The 13113-nt window shown below is 64.4% G+C and carries 13 protein-coding genes and 1 pseudogene; 8 read left to right on the forward strand and 6 right to left on the reverse strand.

Features of this window, described 5'->3' with window-relative positions:
• The first annotated feature begins 83 nt into the window (after positions 1 to 83).
• Genes ACVJ5M_RS04720 through folD form a run of 3 tightly spaced genes read left to right on the forward strand, consistent with a single transcriptional unit; the run spans position 84 to position 1644 of the window.
• Positions 84 to 374, forward strand: a complete 291-nt coding sequence (locus ACVJ5M_RS04720) for a YggT family protein (protein WP_007598721.1) — start codon at positions 84 to 86, stop codon at positions 372 to 374.
• Between the two features lie 15 nt (positions 375 to 389).
• Positions 390 to 758, forward strand: coding sequence for a DUF167 domain-containing protein (locus tag ACVJ5M_RS04725; protein ID WP_063980343.1), 369 nt, complete (start codon positions 390 to 392; stop codon positions 756 to 758).
• Position 759: 1 nt separating this feature from the next.
• On the forward strand, positions 760 to 1644 hold the full coding sequence (gene folD, locus ACVJ5M_RS04730; protein ID WP_231143756.1) for a bifunctional methylenetetrahydrofolate dehydrogenase/methenyltetrahydrofolate cyclohydrolase FolD: 885 nt from the start codon (positions 760 to 762) through the stop codon (positions 1642 to 1644).
• 185 nt (positions 1645 to 1829) lie between these two features.
• On the opposite strand, the pseudogene ppa reads toward folD, so the two are convergent.
• Together ppa and ACVJ5M_RS04740 are read right to left on the reverse strand one after the other, a co-directional pair.
• Positions 1830 to 2367: pseudogene (gene ppa / locus ACVJ5M_RS04735) on the reverse strand (inorganic diphosphatase).
• Positions 2368 to 2545: 178 nt separating this feature from the next.
• Positions 2546 to 3055 carry a GNAT family N-acetyltransferase gene (locus tag ACVJ5M_RS04740; protein WP_014490714.1) on the reverse strand — a complete coding sequence of 170 codons (510 nt, stop codon included), beginning with the start codon at positions 3053 to 3055 and terminating at the stop codon, positions 2546 to 2548.
• Positions 3056 to 3316: 261 nt separating this feature from the next.
• On the opposite strand from ACVJ5M_RS04740, the gene ACVJ5M_RS04745 reads away from it, so the two are divergent.
• The 4 genes from ACVJ5M_RS04745 to ACVJ5M_RS04760 are packed head-to-tail and all read left to right on the forward strand — an operon-like array spanning position 3317 to position 6476.
• On the forward strand, positions 3317 to 4216 hold the full coding sequence (locus tag ACVJ5M_RS04745; protein WP_231143758.1) for an alpha/beta hydrolase family protein: 900 nt from the start codon (positions 3317 to 3319) through the stop codon (positions 4214 to 4216).
• Complete coding sequence (locus ACVJ5M_RS04750; protein ID WP_063980345.1) at positions 4213 to 4680, forward strand: DUF2269 family protein; 468 nt, start codon at positions 4213 to 4215, stop codon at positions 4678 to 4680. Before ACVJ5M_RS04745 ends, ACVJ5M_RS04750 begins: the two co-directional genes overlap by 4 nt.
• A gap of 8 nt (positions 4681 to 4688) precedes the next feature.
• Positions 4689 to 6008: an SDR family oxidoreductase gene (locus ACVJ5M_RS04755; RefSeq protein WP_063980346.1), complete on the forward strand. Its 1320-nt coding sequence runs from the start codon at positions 4689 to 4691 to the stop codon at positions 6006 to 6008.
• A gap of 60 nt (positions 6009 to 6068) precedes the next feature.
• A complete protein-coding gene (locus ACVJ5M_RS04760; RefSeq protein WP_063980347.1) occupies positions 6069 to 6476 on the forward strand; it encodes a thiol-disulfide oxidoreductase DCC family protein in 408 nt (135 codons plus the stop codon).
• Between the two features lie 12 nt (positions 6477 to 6488).
• On the opposite strand, the gene ACVJ5M_RS04765 is transcribed toward ACVJ5M_RS04760, so the two are convergent.
• The 3 genes from ACVJ5M_RS04765 to ACVJ5M_RS04775 form a co-directional block, all read right to left on the reverse strand.
• Positions 6489 to 7736, reverse strand: a complete 1248-nt coding sequence (locus ACVJ5M_RS04765) for a flavin monoamine oxidase family protein (RefSeq protein WP_063980348.1) — start codon at positions 7734 to 7736, stop codon at positions 6489 to 6491.
• 216 nt (positions 7737 to 7952) lie between these two features.
• The gene (gene typA / locus ACVJ5M_RS04770; RefSeq protein WP_063980349.1) at positions 7953 to 9779 is read right to left on the reverse strand and encodes a translational GTPase TypA; all 1827 of its coding nucleotides are present in this window, start codon (positions 9777 to 9779) and stop codon (positions 7953 to 7955) included.
• A gap of 289 nt (positions 9780 to 10068) precedes the next feature.
• A complete protein-coding gene (locus tag ACVJ5M_RS04775; RefSeq protein WP_135213906.1) occupies positions 10069 to 10845 on the reverse strand; it encodes a Crp/Fnr family transcriptional regulator in 777 nt (258 codons plus the stop codon).
• A 136-nt stretch (positions 10846 to 10981) separates the two neighbouring features.
• Here ACVJ5M_RS04775 and ACVJ5M_RS04780 point away from each other — a divergent pair, with 136 nt between their 5' ends.
• Complete coding sequence (locus tag ACVJ5M_RS04780) at positions 10982 to 11416, forward strand: response regulator (protein ID WP_231143759.1); 435 nt, start codon at positions 10982 to 10984, stop codon at positions 11414 to 11416.
• Positions 11417 to 11440: 24 nt separating this feature from the next.
• Here ACVJ5M_RS04780 and ACVJ5M_RS04785 read toward each other — a convergent pair whose 3' ends face one another.
• Complete coding sequence (locus ACVJ5M_RS04785) at positions 11441 to 12982, reverse strand: alkaline phosphatase D family protein (protein ID WP_063985982.1); 1542 nt, start codon at positions 12980 to 12982, stop codon at positions 11441 to 11443.
• Positions 12983 to 13113: the final 131 nt, after the last annotated feature.

A 13113-nucleotide genomic window follows, 5' to 3' on the forward strand; every position in this document is an offset into this window, starting at 1 on the left:
CGGCACTGACTTCCCTTGTTTGGGCCGGGGGGAACCGATATCTAGCAAAAAGCGTCAATCCCGACCGAAAGCCAGAGTCTTCAATGCGTGCCGTTCTCGACATCGTCATCATCGTGCTCGACCTCTACGTCTGGCTGCTGATCGCCTCCGCGATCCTGTCCTGGCTGATCGCTTTCAACGTCGTGAACACCCGCAACCAGTTCGTTTCGGCGGTGGCGGAGTTCCTGTACCGGATCACCGAGCCGGTGCTGGCGCCGATTCGCAATTTCCTGCCCAGCCTCGGCGGCCTCGATATCTCGCCGATCATCCTGATCCTGCTCATCATGTTCATCGAGCGGGTGATCCTGTATTACATCTACCCGAACGTGATCTAAGCAGGCGGGAGCGCCTTGGTTGCGAAAGAGGCCTTCAAGGAACCCTGGCGCTATTCGGTCGCAGGAATCAGCATCGCGCTGCGGGTGACGCCGCGCGGCGGCCGCGACGACATCGACGGGATCGAGCAATTGGCCGACGGCCGCAGCGTGCTCAAGGTGCGGGTGCGCGCGATCGCCGATGGCGGCGAGGCCAACAAGGCCGTTCTGGTGCTATTGGCGAAATCGCTCGGCGTCCCCAAGGCCAGTGTAAAGCTGCTATCCGGTGCCACCTCGCGGCTGAAGCAGATCGCGGTCGACGGCGATCCGGCGCGACTCGGCGAAGCCCTGCGCAAGCTCGCCCAAGCCAGATCGGCAGACGCCAAACCGACAGACCAAGGGAACTGACATGACGGCCAAGATCATCGATGGAAAAGTCATCGCTGCGGAACTCCGCGCGCGCGTCGCTGACGAGGTTGCCCGCGTCAAGCGCGAACACAATCTGGTGCCGGGCCTCGCGGTGGTTCTGGTCGGCAACGACCCCGCCAGCGAGGTCTATGTCCGCTCCAAGCACACCCAGACGCAGGCGGCCGGCATGGCCTCGTTCGAGCACAAGCTGCCGGCCGACGTGTCGCAGGCCGATCTGCTGGCCGTCGTCGCAAAACTCAACCGCGATCCCGCCGTGCACGGCATTCTGGTGCAACTGCCGCTGCCGAAGGGCCTGAACACCGAGGCCGTCATCAACGCCATCGATCCCGCCAAGGATGTCGACGGCCTGCATCCGAACAATGCCGGCCGGCTCGCCGGCGGCTTTGAAGCGCTGTCGCCTTGCACGCCGCTCGGCTCGATCATCCTGACCAAGAGCGTCCACGCCTCGCTTGAAGGCATGAATGCCATCGTGATCGGCCGCTCCAATCTGGTCGGCCGTCCGCTGGTGCAATTGCTGCTCAACGAGAATGCCACGGTGACCATCGCGCATTCGCGCTCGCGCGATCTGCCCGGGCTCGTGAAGCGCGCCGACCTTGTTTATGCCGCGGTCGGCAAGCCGGAGATGGTGCGCGGCGACTGGTTGAAGCCGGGCGCGACCGTGATCGATATCGGCATCAACCGTATCCCCAAGGACGACGGCAAGACCCGTCTCGTCGGCGATGTCGCGTATCAGGAAGCACTCGCCGTTGCCGGCGCGATCACGCCGGTGCCGGGTGGCGTTGGCCAGATGACGGTCGCCTGCCTGCTGGTGAATACGCTGCGCGCGGCGTGCGCGATCGCAGGGCTGCCGAAGCCGGCGGGTTAGGTTTTCTTCACCTCTCCCCGCTTGCGGGGAGAGGTCGGAATTCAAGCGTAGCCTGAATTCCGGGTGAGGGGGACTGTCCGCGAATCTAAGTCTCACCGTCCTTGCGGAGACTCCCCCCTCACCCCGACCCTCTCAGCGCGAGCGAAGCTCGTCGCGGCCCCGCAAGCGGGGCGAGGGAGCAGAGCTCACGCCTTCTTTTTCTTCTCGCGCTCGATGCCTTCGAGGATCAGCTTCTGCGCGTCTTCCGGGCCGCCCCAGCGCAGAATCTTCACCCACTTGCCCTTCTCGAGATCCTTGTAGTGCTCGAAGAAGTGCTGGATCTGCTGCAGCGTGATGTCGGGCAGGTCGGAGTACGACTTCACCTTGTCGTAGCGCTGCGTCAGCTTCGACGACGGCACCGCGAGAATCTTCTCGTCGCCGCCGGCTTCGTCTTCCATGAACAGCACGCCGACCGGGCGCACGCTCATGACGGCGCCGGGGATGATGGCGCGGGTGTTGATGATCAGCACGTCGCAGGGATCGCCATCATCGGACAGCGTGTGCGGGATGAAGCCGTAGTTACCGGGGTAACGCATCGGCGTGTAGAGGAAGCGGTCGACAAACGAGCGTGCCGGCTTCCTTGTCCATCTCGTATTTGATCGGTTCGCCGCCCACGGGGACTTCGATGATGACGTTGACGTCGTGGGGTACGTTTTTTCCGATCGAGACCGCATCGATACGCATTCAAGGCTCCGTTGTTGCCGAGGTTAAATCGCGCCCGGCAGCGATTTTGGCGCTGTCATACGCGGGCTTGGCGCGCCAATCCATCGTGTTTTTGTGAAATAATGAATCCAGCGACTACCGGCTCAAAAGGCAACGGTATCGACGGATGGGAAGCGCTGCCGGCTAGACTTTCAGCAGCTCAATTGGTCCAAGCGAAGGCAACCTTGTCGAGCGACTTCGGCCCGAAACGCTCGGAGGAGCGCGCCACCATGCGGCCGCCCAAGGCGCGGTAGAACTCGGTCGCTGGATCGTTGTCCGAGAGCGCCCACACCACCATGCTCTTCAGGCCGCTCTGCATCAGGTCGCGGCGGGCTGCGGTGAACAGGCGGCGGCCGAAGCCGAGACCCTGGAATTCCGGACGCAGATAGAGCTCGTAGATCTCGCCGTCGAAGTGCAGGCTGCGGGCGCGGTTGCGGCCGTAATTGGCATAGCCGGCGATCTTGTCGCCGAACACGAGCACGCTGACGCGGCTGCCTTTGCGAATCGCACTGTCCCACCACTGCGGACCGCGGCGGTTGATCAGCTTTTCCAGTTCGCCGCCGGGAATGATGCCCTGATAGGCGGAGCGCCAGGCTTCGTCATGGGTGGACGCCACCGCAGTTGCATCTGCAGCTTTGGCCGGCCGGACCTCGATCAGGGTTGTGCTCATGGATACGATCAAACCAAGTCGCCGCGCCGGCGGCAAGACCTATCGTTAATTATCGGTTAACGTGTGGATTTTGTGCATCAGTATTTTAACCATGTTGTACCGAAAGAAGACAAGACGCCATTTCGAACGGCACCGGCCTGCCATTGCCGGTGCAAAACTGCCCTGCGGCAACCAATGAACCGCGATGGCAACGCAAAAAGTCCGCCGAAAATGATTCGTTCCTGCAGATCCGTCGCTGTCCGTGTTCGCCTGCGGCGATTCATGCGCCTCTTCAACATCTTCGCCCTCCTGCCTGTGCTGGCCTTGTTGATGGCGTCCCCTCTGTGCGCGCAGGTCACGTTTGGGTCATCGGGTGAGGAGGGCGAGCCGCTTCGCCGGCAACAATGGCGCGTCCCATCGCCGGATACCGACGTTGCCGCGCATGCGCTGCTGTTTCGTCCCGTTGGCGCCGGTCCGTTCCGGCTTGCGGTGATCGCGCATGCCTCGACGCAGAATGTGCTGCGTCGGGCGCAAATGCCGCAGCCTGAATACCGCGCGCTGGTCGCGTTTCTCGTCGCGCACGGCTTCGCCGTGCTGGTGCCGGAGCGGCTCGGCCATGGTGCGACCGGCGGCCGCTATGTCGAGGACCAGGGCGGCTGCGACGAGGCGGATTACGCGCGCTCGGGTCGCGCGACGGCCACCGAAATTTCGCTCGCGCTGGATTTTTTGCGAAAGCAGGATTTCGTTCGTCAAGACTCGGCCGTCGTGCTCGGCCATTCCGCCGGCGGTTGGGGGGCGTTGGCGCTCGCGAACGCCGATCCGAACGCGATCTCCGCGATCATCGCGCTTGCGCCGGGGCGCGGTGGCCACGCCAACGACGAACCGAACCGGATCTGCGCGCCGCAGACGCTTCTCGCCGCGGTGGCCGAGTTCGGCAAGGCGGCGCGCATTCCGGTCACATGGCTCGTGGCGACCAATGACAGCTATTTTGCGCCGGCGTTCTCGCGCCAATTGGCCGATGCGTTTCGCGGTGGAGGCGGCAAGGTGGACTTCCGCACATTGCCGGCCGTCGGCAGCGAGGGGCATTGGATGATCGAGAGCGAAGCCGGCGTCAAAGCCGCCAGCCGCGAGCTCGGGCTTGCGCTGAACCAGTCCAAACCTGCGGCGGCCAAGAAGCCATGACGCTGTATCTCCTGGTCAAATACCTCCATGTGCTGGGCGCCATCGTCATTCTCGGCACTGGCACCGGCATCGCCTTCTTCATGCTGATGGCGCACCGCACGAGCGACGCCGAATTCATCGCGCGTACCGCTTCGGTGGTGGTGATTGCGGACGCGATCTTCACGCTGTCGGCCGTGATCCTCCAGCCGGTGACGGGCGGCCTGCTGATGATGCTTTCGGCCATGCCGATCACGGAACGCTGGCTGCTGGCCTCGCTTGGGCTCTACGTCTTTGCGGGCCTGTTCTGGGTCCCCGTCGTCTTCATGCAGATCGAGATGCGCGATCTCGCGCGCAAGGCGGCCGAGCAGCGCGGCGCTCTGCCTGAACGCTACTTCGTGCTCTACCGCCGCTGGTTCGCGTTCGGTTTCCCCGGCTTCGGCGCGACGATGTTGATCCTGTGGCTGATGATCGCGAAACCGTTTTGAGAGATGCGATGACCCAGCCAACCGTTTTGGTGCTCGGCGCCTCCGGCCTGATCGGGCGCTTCGTCACCGACGATCTGCGCGTGCGGGGATTTCGCGTGGTCGGCGTCGCACGCAGCCTGTCGCCCGCGCAGAAGATGAGCGCACGGGACATCGAGCAGCCGATCTTGTCGCTCGACGCAGCCGCGCTGATGCGCCTCTTCCGCGAGCATGCCGTCGACGTCGTCGTGAACTGTCTTGGCGTGCTCCAGGATGGTCCCGGCAGCGACACCGGCGCGGTGCATCGCGATTTCGTCGCGCGCCTGCTTGAGGCGATCGCCGACAGCGGCCGCGCGATCCGGCTGGTGCACATCTCGATCCCCGGGACCGCGGAGGCGGATCGCACCGCCTTCGCGACGACCAAGCGCGAGGCCGAACGCCTGATTGCAACCTCCGGCATTCCCCACGCTGTCCTGCGGCCCGGCTTCGTCGTCGCACCGTCAGCCTATGGCGGCAGCGCCATGCTGCGTGCGCTCGCCGCCTTCCCGCTCGACCTGCCGCAGAAGGAGATGTCGACGCCATTCCAGTCCGTCGCAGTCGAGGACATTTCGGCCACCATCGCCTGGCTCGCCGCGCGCGATATCGACGACGCCTCAGTCAAAGCCGTGACGTGGGACCTGATGCAGGCCGAGCCGGTCACCATGGTGGGCGTCATCAAACAGTTCCGCCACGCCTTCGGCACAGCCGGCTGGCCGCGCCTCGTGATGCCATCCTTCATGCTCGATCTCGGCGCGAAGATCGGCGATCTAGCCAATTATCTCGGCTGGGTGCCGCCGATGCGCTCCACCGCCATCGCCGAGCTGCGCCGCGGCGTGACTGGCGATCCCTCCGCCTGGATCGCCGCCACGGGCATCGCGCCGAAGACGTTGACTGATGCGATCGGGCGCCATCCCGCCACCATCCAGGACAAATGGTTCGCGCGGCTGTTCCTGATCAAGGCGCTGATCTTCGCCAGCCTCGTTGCGTTCTGGCTTGTCTCCGGCTTCATCGCGCTGTTCGTCTCCTACCGCGCCGCCGCCGGCATCCTGACCGCGCACAATTTTTCGCCCGCGCTGGTCGATCCCATCACCATCGGCACCAGCCTGATGGACATGAGCATCGGCGCGCTGATCGCCTTCCGCCGCACCGCGGCGATCGGCCTGCTCGCAGGCATCGTCGCCTCGCTCGGCTATATGTTCGGCGCGGCAATCCTCACGCCCGACCTCTGGATCGAGCCGCTCGGCGCGCTGGTGAAGACAGGCCCCGCGATCGTGCTGATGCTGGCCGCGCTTATGATGCTGGATAATCGATAGCGTTTTCACGCGAAGTGGATCCCGGTTCGCGCCCAGAAAACGCGTAAGATAGAGAGACTGATGAGCAAATGGCCCGATGATGACGTAATTCTGTTCGACGGCGTCTGCATCTTCTGCTCGCGCTGGGTCCGCTTCGTCGCCAAGCGCGACACGTCGAAGCGGTTTCGCTTCACGCCGATCCAGTCGGATTATGGGGCGCGGCTTGCCCGTACGTTTGGCATCGATCCTGACGATCCCGACACCAATGCCGTGGTTCATGACGGAGAGGTCTTTATGAAGTCCGACGCCGCGCTGATCGTGCTGTCGCATCTGCCGGGATGGCGTTGGGTGCGCGCGTTGTTCGCCGTGCCAAAACTGCTGCGAGACCCCGTGTACAGCCTCATCGCGCGCAATCGCTACCGCATCTTCGGCAAGTACGACGCCTGCTTCGTTCCCGATGCGGATTTGCGGGCGCGGGTGATTGAGTGACGTAGCCGGCGCTTACGGCTTGCCTGAAGCCGCCAGCACTTCCTTCGCCGCGCGCTCCCCGCTGTCCCTGGCGCCATGCGCCGTCGTGAAGAAGCTTGGCGACGTCGCTTCTCCCGCGAAGAACAGCCGCCCATCCACCGGCGCGGCCAGCACCGCGCGGTCTCCAGCGTGCCCTGGCAGTGCGTGTGAATACGATCCTCTCGCGAAGGGGTCGTGGGCCCAGCGCGACTCGTAGAGCGGCTTGAGCTTTCGCCTGATGTCGTTGCCGAGGAAGCCTGCGATCTCGTCGATGCTGTGCGCGGCAATGGCGCCGTCGCCGGCGTCTTCCAGCCCGCGGGCAAAGCTGCCGCCGAAAAAGCCTTCGATGCAGGGCTGTCCGAACGGGCGGATGTGATAGGTGCCCATCTCGGTGCGCATGGTGGCGCCGCGCAGATTGCCCTCTTTCGGAAAGGCTTCTGCATCGTCGAGCGCCAGCGTCACCTTGTCGTCGACGCCGAGCGGCAGGCCGGCTGCCGCATCGACCTTGGCGGGCAGCGGCGGTGAGAAGCGGATCGCCTCATCGGCGATCAGATTGGTCGGAACGGTGACGATCACCTTGTCGGCGGTCAGCGTACCCTGCGATGTCTCGATGCGGAGGCGCTGGCCGGAATGATCGATCAGCGTGACATTGCAGCCCAGGGCCACCGGGCAGGGGGCGCCATAGGCCGCGATCAGTGCGCCATAGCCACGGCGGACGCGCCAGTTGAGATCGCTGTCCTCGTAGGCGTCCCAATCCAGTGTCGACATGTCCTTCAGTTCGCAGCCGTTGATGTAGGTCGAGACGGCGTCGATCATGGGATTCCAGCGATTGCCCGGATCGAGGCTCAGGCTTGCGGGCTCGTCCTTGCCCTTTTGCGCGGCCTGCCACAGCCGCTCGTAGAATGCGTCCATCGCGCGCATGAAATCGTCGCGCTCGGTCTGCGGAAACGCGTTGCCGAAGGCGCGCTCGCGCCAGGGCGGCAGGTCCTTGTTGACCTCGAAGCCGAGCTGCTTGGCGATGTCGACGAAGGAATTCTTGTCGGCCGAGTGCAGCCAGCCGCAGCCGACGTCGAAGGTCACCTCAGGCGAGGCCTGCACGGTCCAGGCACGTCCGCCAATCCGGTCGCGCGCCTCCAGCACGATCATGGAGAGGCCGGAGCCATGCAGCGCATGCGCCGCGCCGAGGCCGGCTGCGCCGGCGCCGATGATCGCGACGTTGACGGAGGAGGGCAGGGAGGTCATCAGCGGGCTCTAGCACGTTCGCGAAGAGCGCTGAAGCCACCACAAAGTGAGGTGTCATCACCCGCCTTGTGCGCACGTTGTGCACTGGGGCGAGTGATCCATCTTCGTAGGGTGGGCAAAGGCGCTCTTGCGCCGTGCCCACCATTGTCGACCGGGATTTCAAGTGGTGGGCCCGCTACGCTTGGCCCACCCTACGGCACTACGGTATGGAGCGGCTTACGCCACCGCTTCCTTGGACTTTTCCGCGCGCTTGCGCTCGTTCGGGTCGAGGTGCTTCTTGCGCAGGCGGATCGACTTCGGCGTGACCTCGACGAGCTCGTCGTCCTCGATATAGGCGAGCGCCTTTTCCAGCGTCATGCGGATCGGCGGGGTCAGGCGCACCGCTTCGTCCTTGGACGTGGTGCGGATGTTGGTGAGCTGCTTGCCCTTGAGCACGTTGATCTCGAGATCGTTGTCGCGGGTGTGCTCGCCGACGATCATGCCCTTGTAGACCTTCCAGCCCGGCTCGATCATCATCGGGCCGCGGTCTTCCAGCTTGAACATGGCGTAGGCCACCGCTTCGCCCTGGTCGTTGGAGATCAAGACGCCGTTGCGGCGGCCCTGGATCTCGCCCTTGTACGGGGCGTAGCCGTGGAACAGGCGGTTCATGATCGCCGTGCCGCGGGTGTCGGTGAGCAGTTCGCCCTGATAACCGATCAGGCCGCGGGTCGGCGCGTAGAACACCAGGCGCAGGCGGTTGCCGCCGGACGGCTTCATCTCGACCAACTCGGACTTGCGCTCGCTCATCTTCTGCACGACGACGCCGGAATGCTCCTCGTCGACGTCGATCACGACTTCCTCGATCGGCTCCATGGTGGCGCCGGTCGCTTCGTCCTTCTGGTACACGACGCGCGGGCGCGACACCGAGAGCTCAAAACCTTCGCGGCGCATGGTCTCGATCAGGATCGCGAGCTGCAATTCGCCGCGGCCCGAGACTTCCATCGCGTCCTTGTCGGAGGCTTCGACGACGCGCAGCGCGACGTTGCCTTCGGCTTCACGCAGCAGACGGTCGCGGATCATGCGGCTCGTCACCTTGTCGCCTTCAGTGCCGGCGAGCGGGGAGTTGTTGACGATGAACGACATCGACACGGTCGGCGGATCGATCGGCTGCGCCGGCAGCGGCACCTCGACGGTCGGATCGCAGAAGGTGTCGGCGACGGTGCCCTTGGTCAGGCCGGCAATGGCGACGATGTCGCCGGCTTCGGCTTCATCGAGCGGCGTGCGCTCGAGACCGCGGAATGCCAGGATCTTGGTGATGCGCCCGGACTCGACCAGCTTGCCGTCGGCATGCAGCACCTTGACCTGCTGGTTCGGCTTGAGCACGCCGGACGAGATGCGGCCGGTGATGATGCGGCCGAGATAGGGGTTGGCTTCCAGGATGGTGCCGATCATCCTGAACGGACCTTCCTCGACCGTCGGCGGCGCGACGTGGCGCAGGATCAGGTCGAACAGCGGCTCCATACCCTTGTCCTGCGGACCCTCGGGGCTTTCAGCCATCCAGCCCTGCTTGGCCGACCCGTACAGGATCGGGAAGTCGAGCTGCTCCTCGCTGGCGTCGAGCGCCGCGAATAGGTCGAACACCTCGTTGATGACTTCGGTCGGGCGCGCGTCGGGGCGGTCGACCTTGTTGATGACGACGATCGGCTTCAGGCCGACCTTGAGCGCCTTGGAGACCACGAATTTGGTCTGCGGCAGCGGGCCTTCGGCGGCGTCGACCAGCACCAGGGCGCCGTCCACCATGTTTAGGATGCGCTCGACCTCACCACCGAAATCGGCGTGGCCGGGGGTGTCGACGATGTTGACGCGGGTGTCCTTCCACTGCACCGAGGCCGCCTTGGCCAGGATGGTGATGCCGCGCTCACGCTCCAGATCGTTGGAGTCCATGGCGCGATCCGTCACCTTCTGGTTCTCGCGGAACGTACCGGATTGCTGGAGGAGTTTGTCGACCAGGGTCGTCTTGCCGTGGTCGACGTGGGCGATGATGGCGACGTTACGAAGGTTCATGAGTGAGCTTCTTTGCGGTCGGACAATGGGTTAAGCGCGATCTCGCCGGTCGGACCGGGACCTCTTCTCGAAACAACGCTGGAAGACTGGAAACGGGCGCTTTCCGCCCAAAAAGGGCCGCCCGGTCATCTCGACCAGGCACCCTACGCGTTGCGGCGCAATATATGCAAAAACCGCCAAAAAACAATGTGTTCTTTGCTAGTTGGTTGACTGAATTTTGTCAGGGAATCTCCGGGGGTTAGGGTAAATTCAGCACCAAACCGGCCTTTGCTCGGGGACGGGGCCTCGATCAGCCCTGCGCCGAGCCGGGGCTGGTCTCCTCGGTCGGATAGACCCCGCGCAGCACTTCCTCGAAGTGCATCTTCACCGCGTCGTTGCACAGGCAGGCGCGCAGGCGCAAGCCGTCGAGATTGCGGACCAGGATCGCGCCGCGTCTTGTATCGAGCACGCCCTCGGCCTTGAACGACTGGAGCACGCGGCTCGCATAGCTGCGGCCGACCCCGAGCAGCGTCGCGAGTTGCTCATGCGTCAGCGGCACGCTGCTCTCGTCGCCGGTCCGCTCCATCGCCGCAATGATCCACTTGGCCGTACGCTGCTCGATGGAGTGGATGGCGTTACAGGCGGTGGACTGGAACATCTGCGCCAGCATGCAGTCGGCATAGCGGGCGAAGATGTTGCGCAGCGAGGCCGAGCGCATCTTGGCAGCGTCCAGCTTGGCGACGTGAATGCGCGCGAATGGTCCGCCGAATTTCACGCAGATGCGGGTATAGGCCGGCAAAAATCCCTCGCTGACGATGCCGCCCACTGCGCCTTCGCGGCCGACCAGGATGGTCTCGACGTCGCGGCCGTCCTCATTGGGAACGAGAAATGTCGCGAGCGACGGCCCACAGGGGAAGTGCACGACCTGGACATCGTCGCCGGGACTGTAGAGCAGCTCGTTGGCCCCGGCGGTGTCCAGGGTGACGTGCGGTGCCAGCAGCGCGTAGTCAGCCGGACTCAAGCGCCGCAGCAGATTGTTGGCCGGCCGGCTGCCGACTTCGGTTGTCTTGCTGATACGCGCGTCCATCGTAAATCCCCTGCTCTCCTTTCAACACTAGCGAGGTCCGATCATGGGCTATGTGCACAAGTGGACAGACGTGAAAACTGTTCTGTGGTGAGTTTCGTTCCGGGAACCCTCCGATGCGCTGGGCGCAGGCGTCGGGATGAGGCTGTCCTCGATCGGTAAGAACATGCAGCCCTCGATATCCACCATCATGATACCTGCTCCCCCGGACGGCTCGACCGGCATGCCCGCCGATGTTCTGATCGTTGAGGACGATCCGATCATTGCGATCGATTTCGAGGATCGCCTGCTCGGATTTGGCGTGAGGAGCGTGCGCACCGTGGGGTCGGTGGCGCAGGCGCTGGCGGCGATCGCAGCGCGCGCGCCGGATTTCGCGCTGCTCGACGTCGAGCTCGGCCGCGAGAAAAGCTTTGCCGTCGCCGACCGGCTGGCGGCTGCGCAAATTCCCTTCGTCTTCGTGACGGGCTACGGCGCCGAGGATCGGATCGCTCCCGAATTCAAGACGCGGCCGCGGCTGCAAAAGCCGTGTTCGAGCGAAGCGCTGGAGGCCGCGCTGCGCTCGGGCGGCTCCTGATCGCCCGTCGGCGTTCTCCCGGCTTCAGGCCAATTTCGGATCGAGCGTGGTCGACCACAGCGCGACGTCGGCGCGGTCGCGCAAGGTCACCGTCATCTGGCCGGATGCGCCGTCGATCTTGACGTGACCGAAGAACTGCATGCCTGCGGACGGCGGCAGGTTCTGGTTGTCCTTGCCCGGCGCTTTGACGAAGCGCACCTCTGGCCCAAAGGTGTTGTCGAGCGCGTTCGGACCGAAGGTGCCCGCATGCAGCGGGCCCGAGACGAATTCCCAGAACGGCTCGAACTCCTGGAATTGCGCCTTGTTCGGATCGTAATAATGCGCGGCGGCGTAGTGCACGTCCGCGGTCAGCCACACCGTGTTGTTGATCGGCGCCATCTTGATGAAGCGCAGGATGTCGGCGATCTCGAACTCGCGGCCGCGCACCGGGCCGTCGCCCTGCGCAATGGCTTCCGATCCGCCCTTCGGCGTGTCCGACACGACGAGACTGATAGGCATGTCGGAGGCGATCACTTTCCAGGTCGCACGCGAATTCAGAAGGCCGCGCTTGAGCCAGGCGACCTGGTCCGGGCCGAGAAAATAGCTCGCGGGCCCGTAAGCGGTTTCGAGATTGGCGCCGTTCGGGCCGCGATAGCTGCGCTCGTCGAGCACGAACACGTCGAGATGCGGGCCGTAGGAGATCTGGCGATAGACGCGGCCCGGCTCAACGATGCTCTCCCGCATCGGATACATCTCGTGAAAGGCGCGGCCGGCGCGGGCTGCCAGCAGGGAGATGTCGCGCACCTTGTAGGACGCCGGCAACTCCTTCGACAGCGACCAGTTGTTGGTCACTTCATGGTCGTCCCACTGCACGAAGATCGGCACTTCGGCATTGAAGGCGCGGACGTTGTCGTCGGTGAGATTGTATTTGTGTGCGGCGCGGTACTCGTCCAGCGTCTCCGCGACCTTGGCCTTTTCGGGGATGGTGACGTTCTTCCAGGTCTTGCCGTCGGTGAGCTTCACCTCGGATTCGATCGGACCGTCGGCATAGATCGTGTCGCCGGAATGCAGGAAGAAATCCGGGCGATGCTTGCGCATCGCGGAGAAAGTGAACATGCCGCCATCATCGGGATTGATGCCCCAGCCTTGCCCTGCGACGTCGCCGCCCCAGACGAAGCTGACGTCGCGACGGTCGGCCGGAGCGGTGCGGAAGCGGCCGACCACCGGCTCGCCCTCGATCGCGGTATGCGAGAGATCGCGAAAGCGGACGCGATAGAAGATGTCCTGTCCGCCCGGCAGGTTCTCGATCAGCATCTTCGCGGTGAAGTCGCTCTCCGGCAGTGCCGCGATCGGCGGCAGTGCGCGGACATCCTTGAAGGACTCGGTCGTGGCCACCTCGACCAGCATCTGCGATGGCCGGTCAGTGCGCGCCCAGACCACGCCACCGTCGACCGTGACGTCGCCGGACTGCACGCCATGCGTAACCGCCGGCCGGTCGGCCGCGCGCGAGAGATGGGGCATCGCGATCGCGCCGAGTGCGCCGGCGCTGGTGGTGAGGAAGCGGCGGCGGGAGAATTTGATGTTCATGGCGGCTTCGCTTTTTGTCTCGTGCGCATCTCGCGTCGTCATTCCGGGACGGTCCGAACGACCGGACCCGGAATCTCGAGATTCCGGACTCGCGCTGCGCGCGCTCCGGAATGACAGCGAAAGCTATACTG

It is taken from the genome of Bradyrhizobium sp. S3.7.6 (assembly GCF_054061875.1).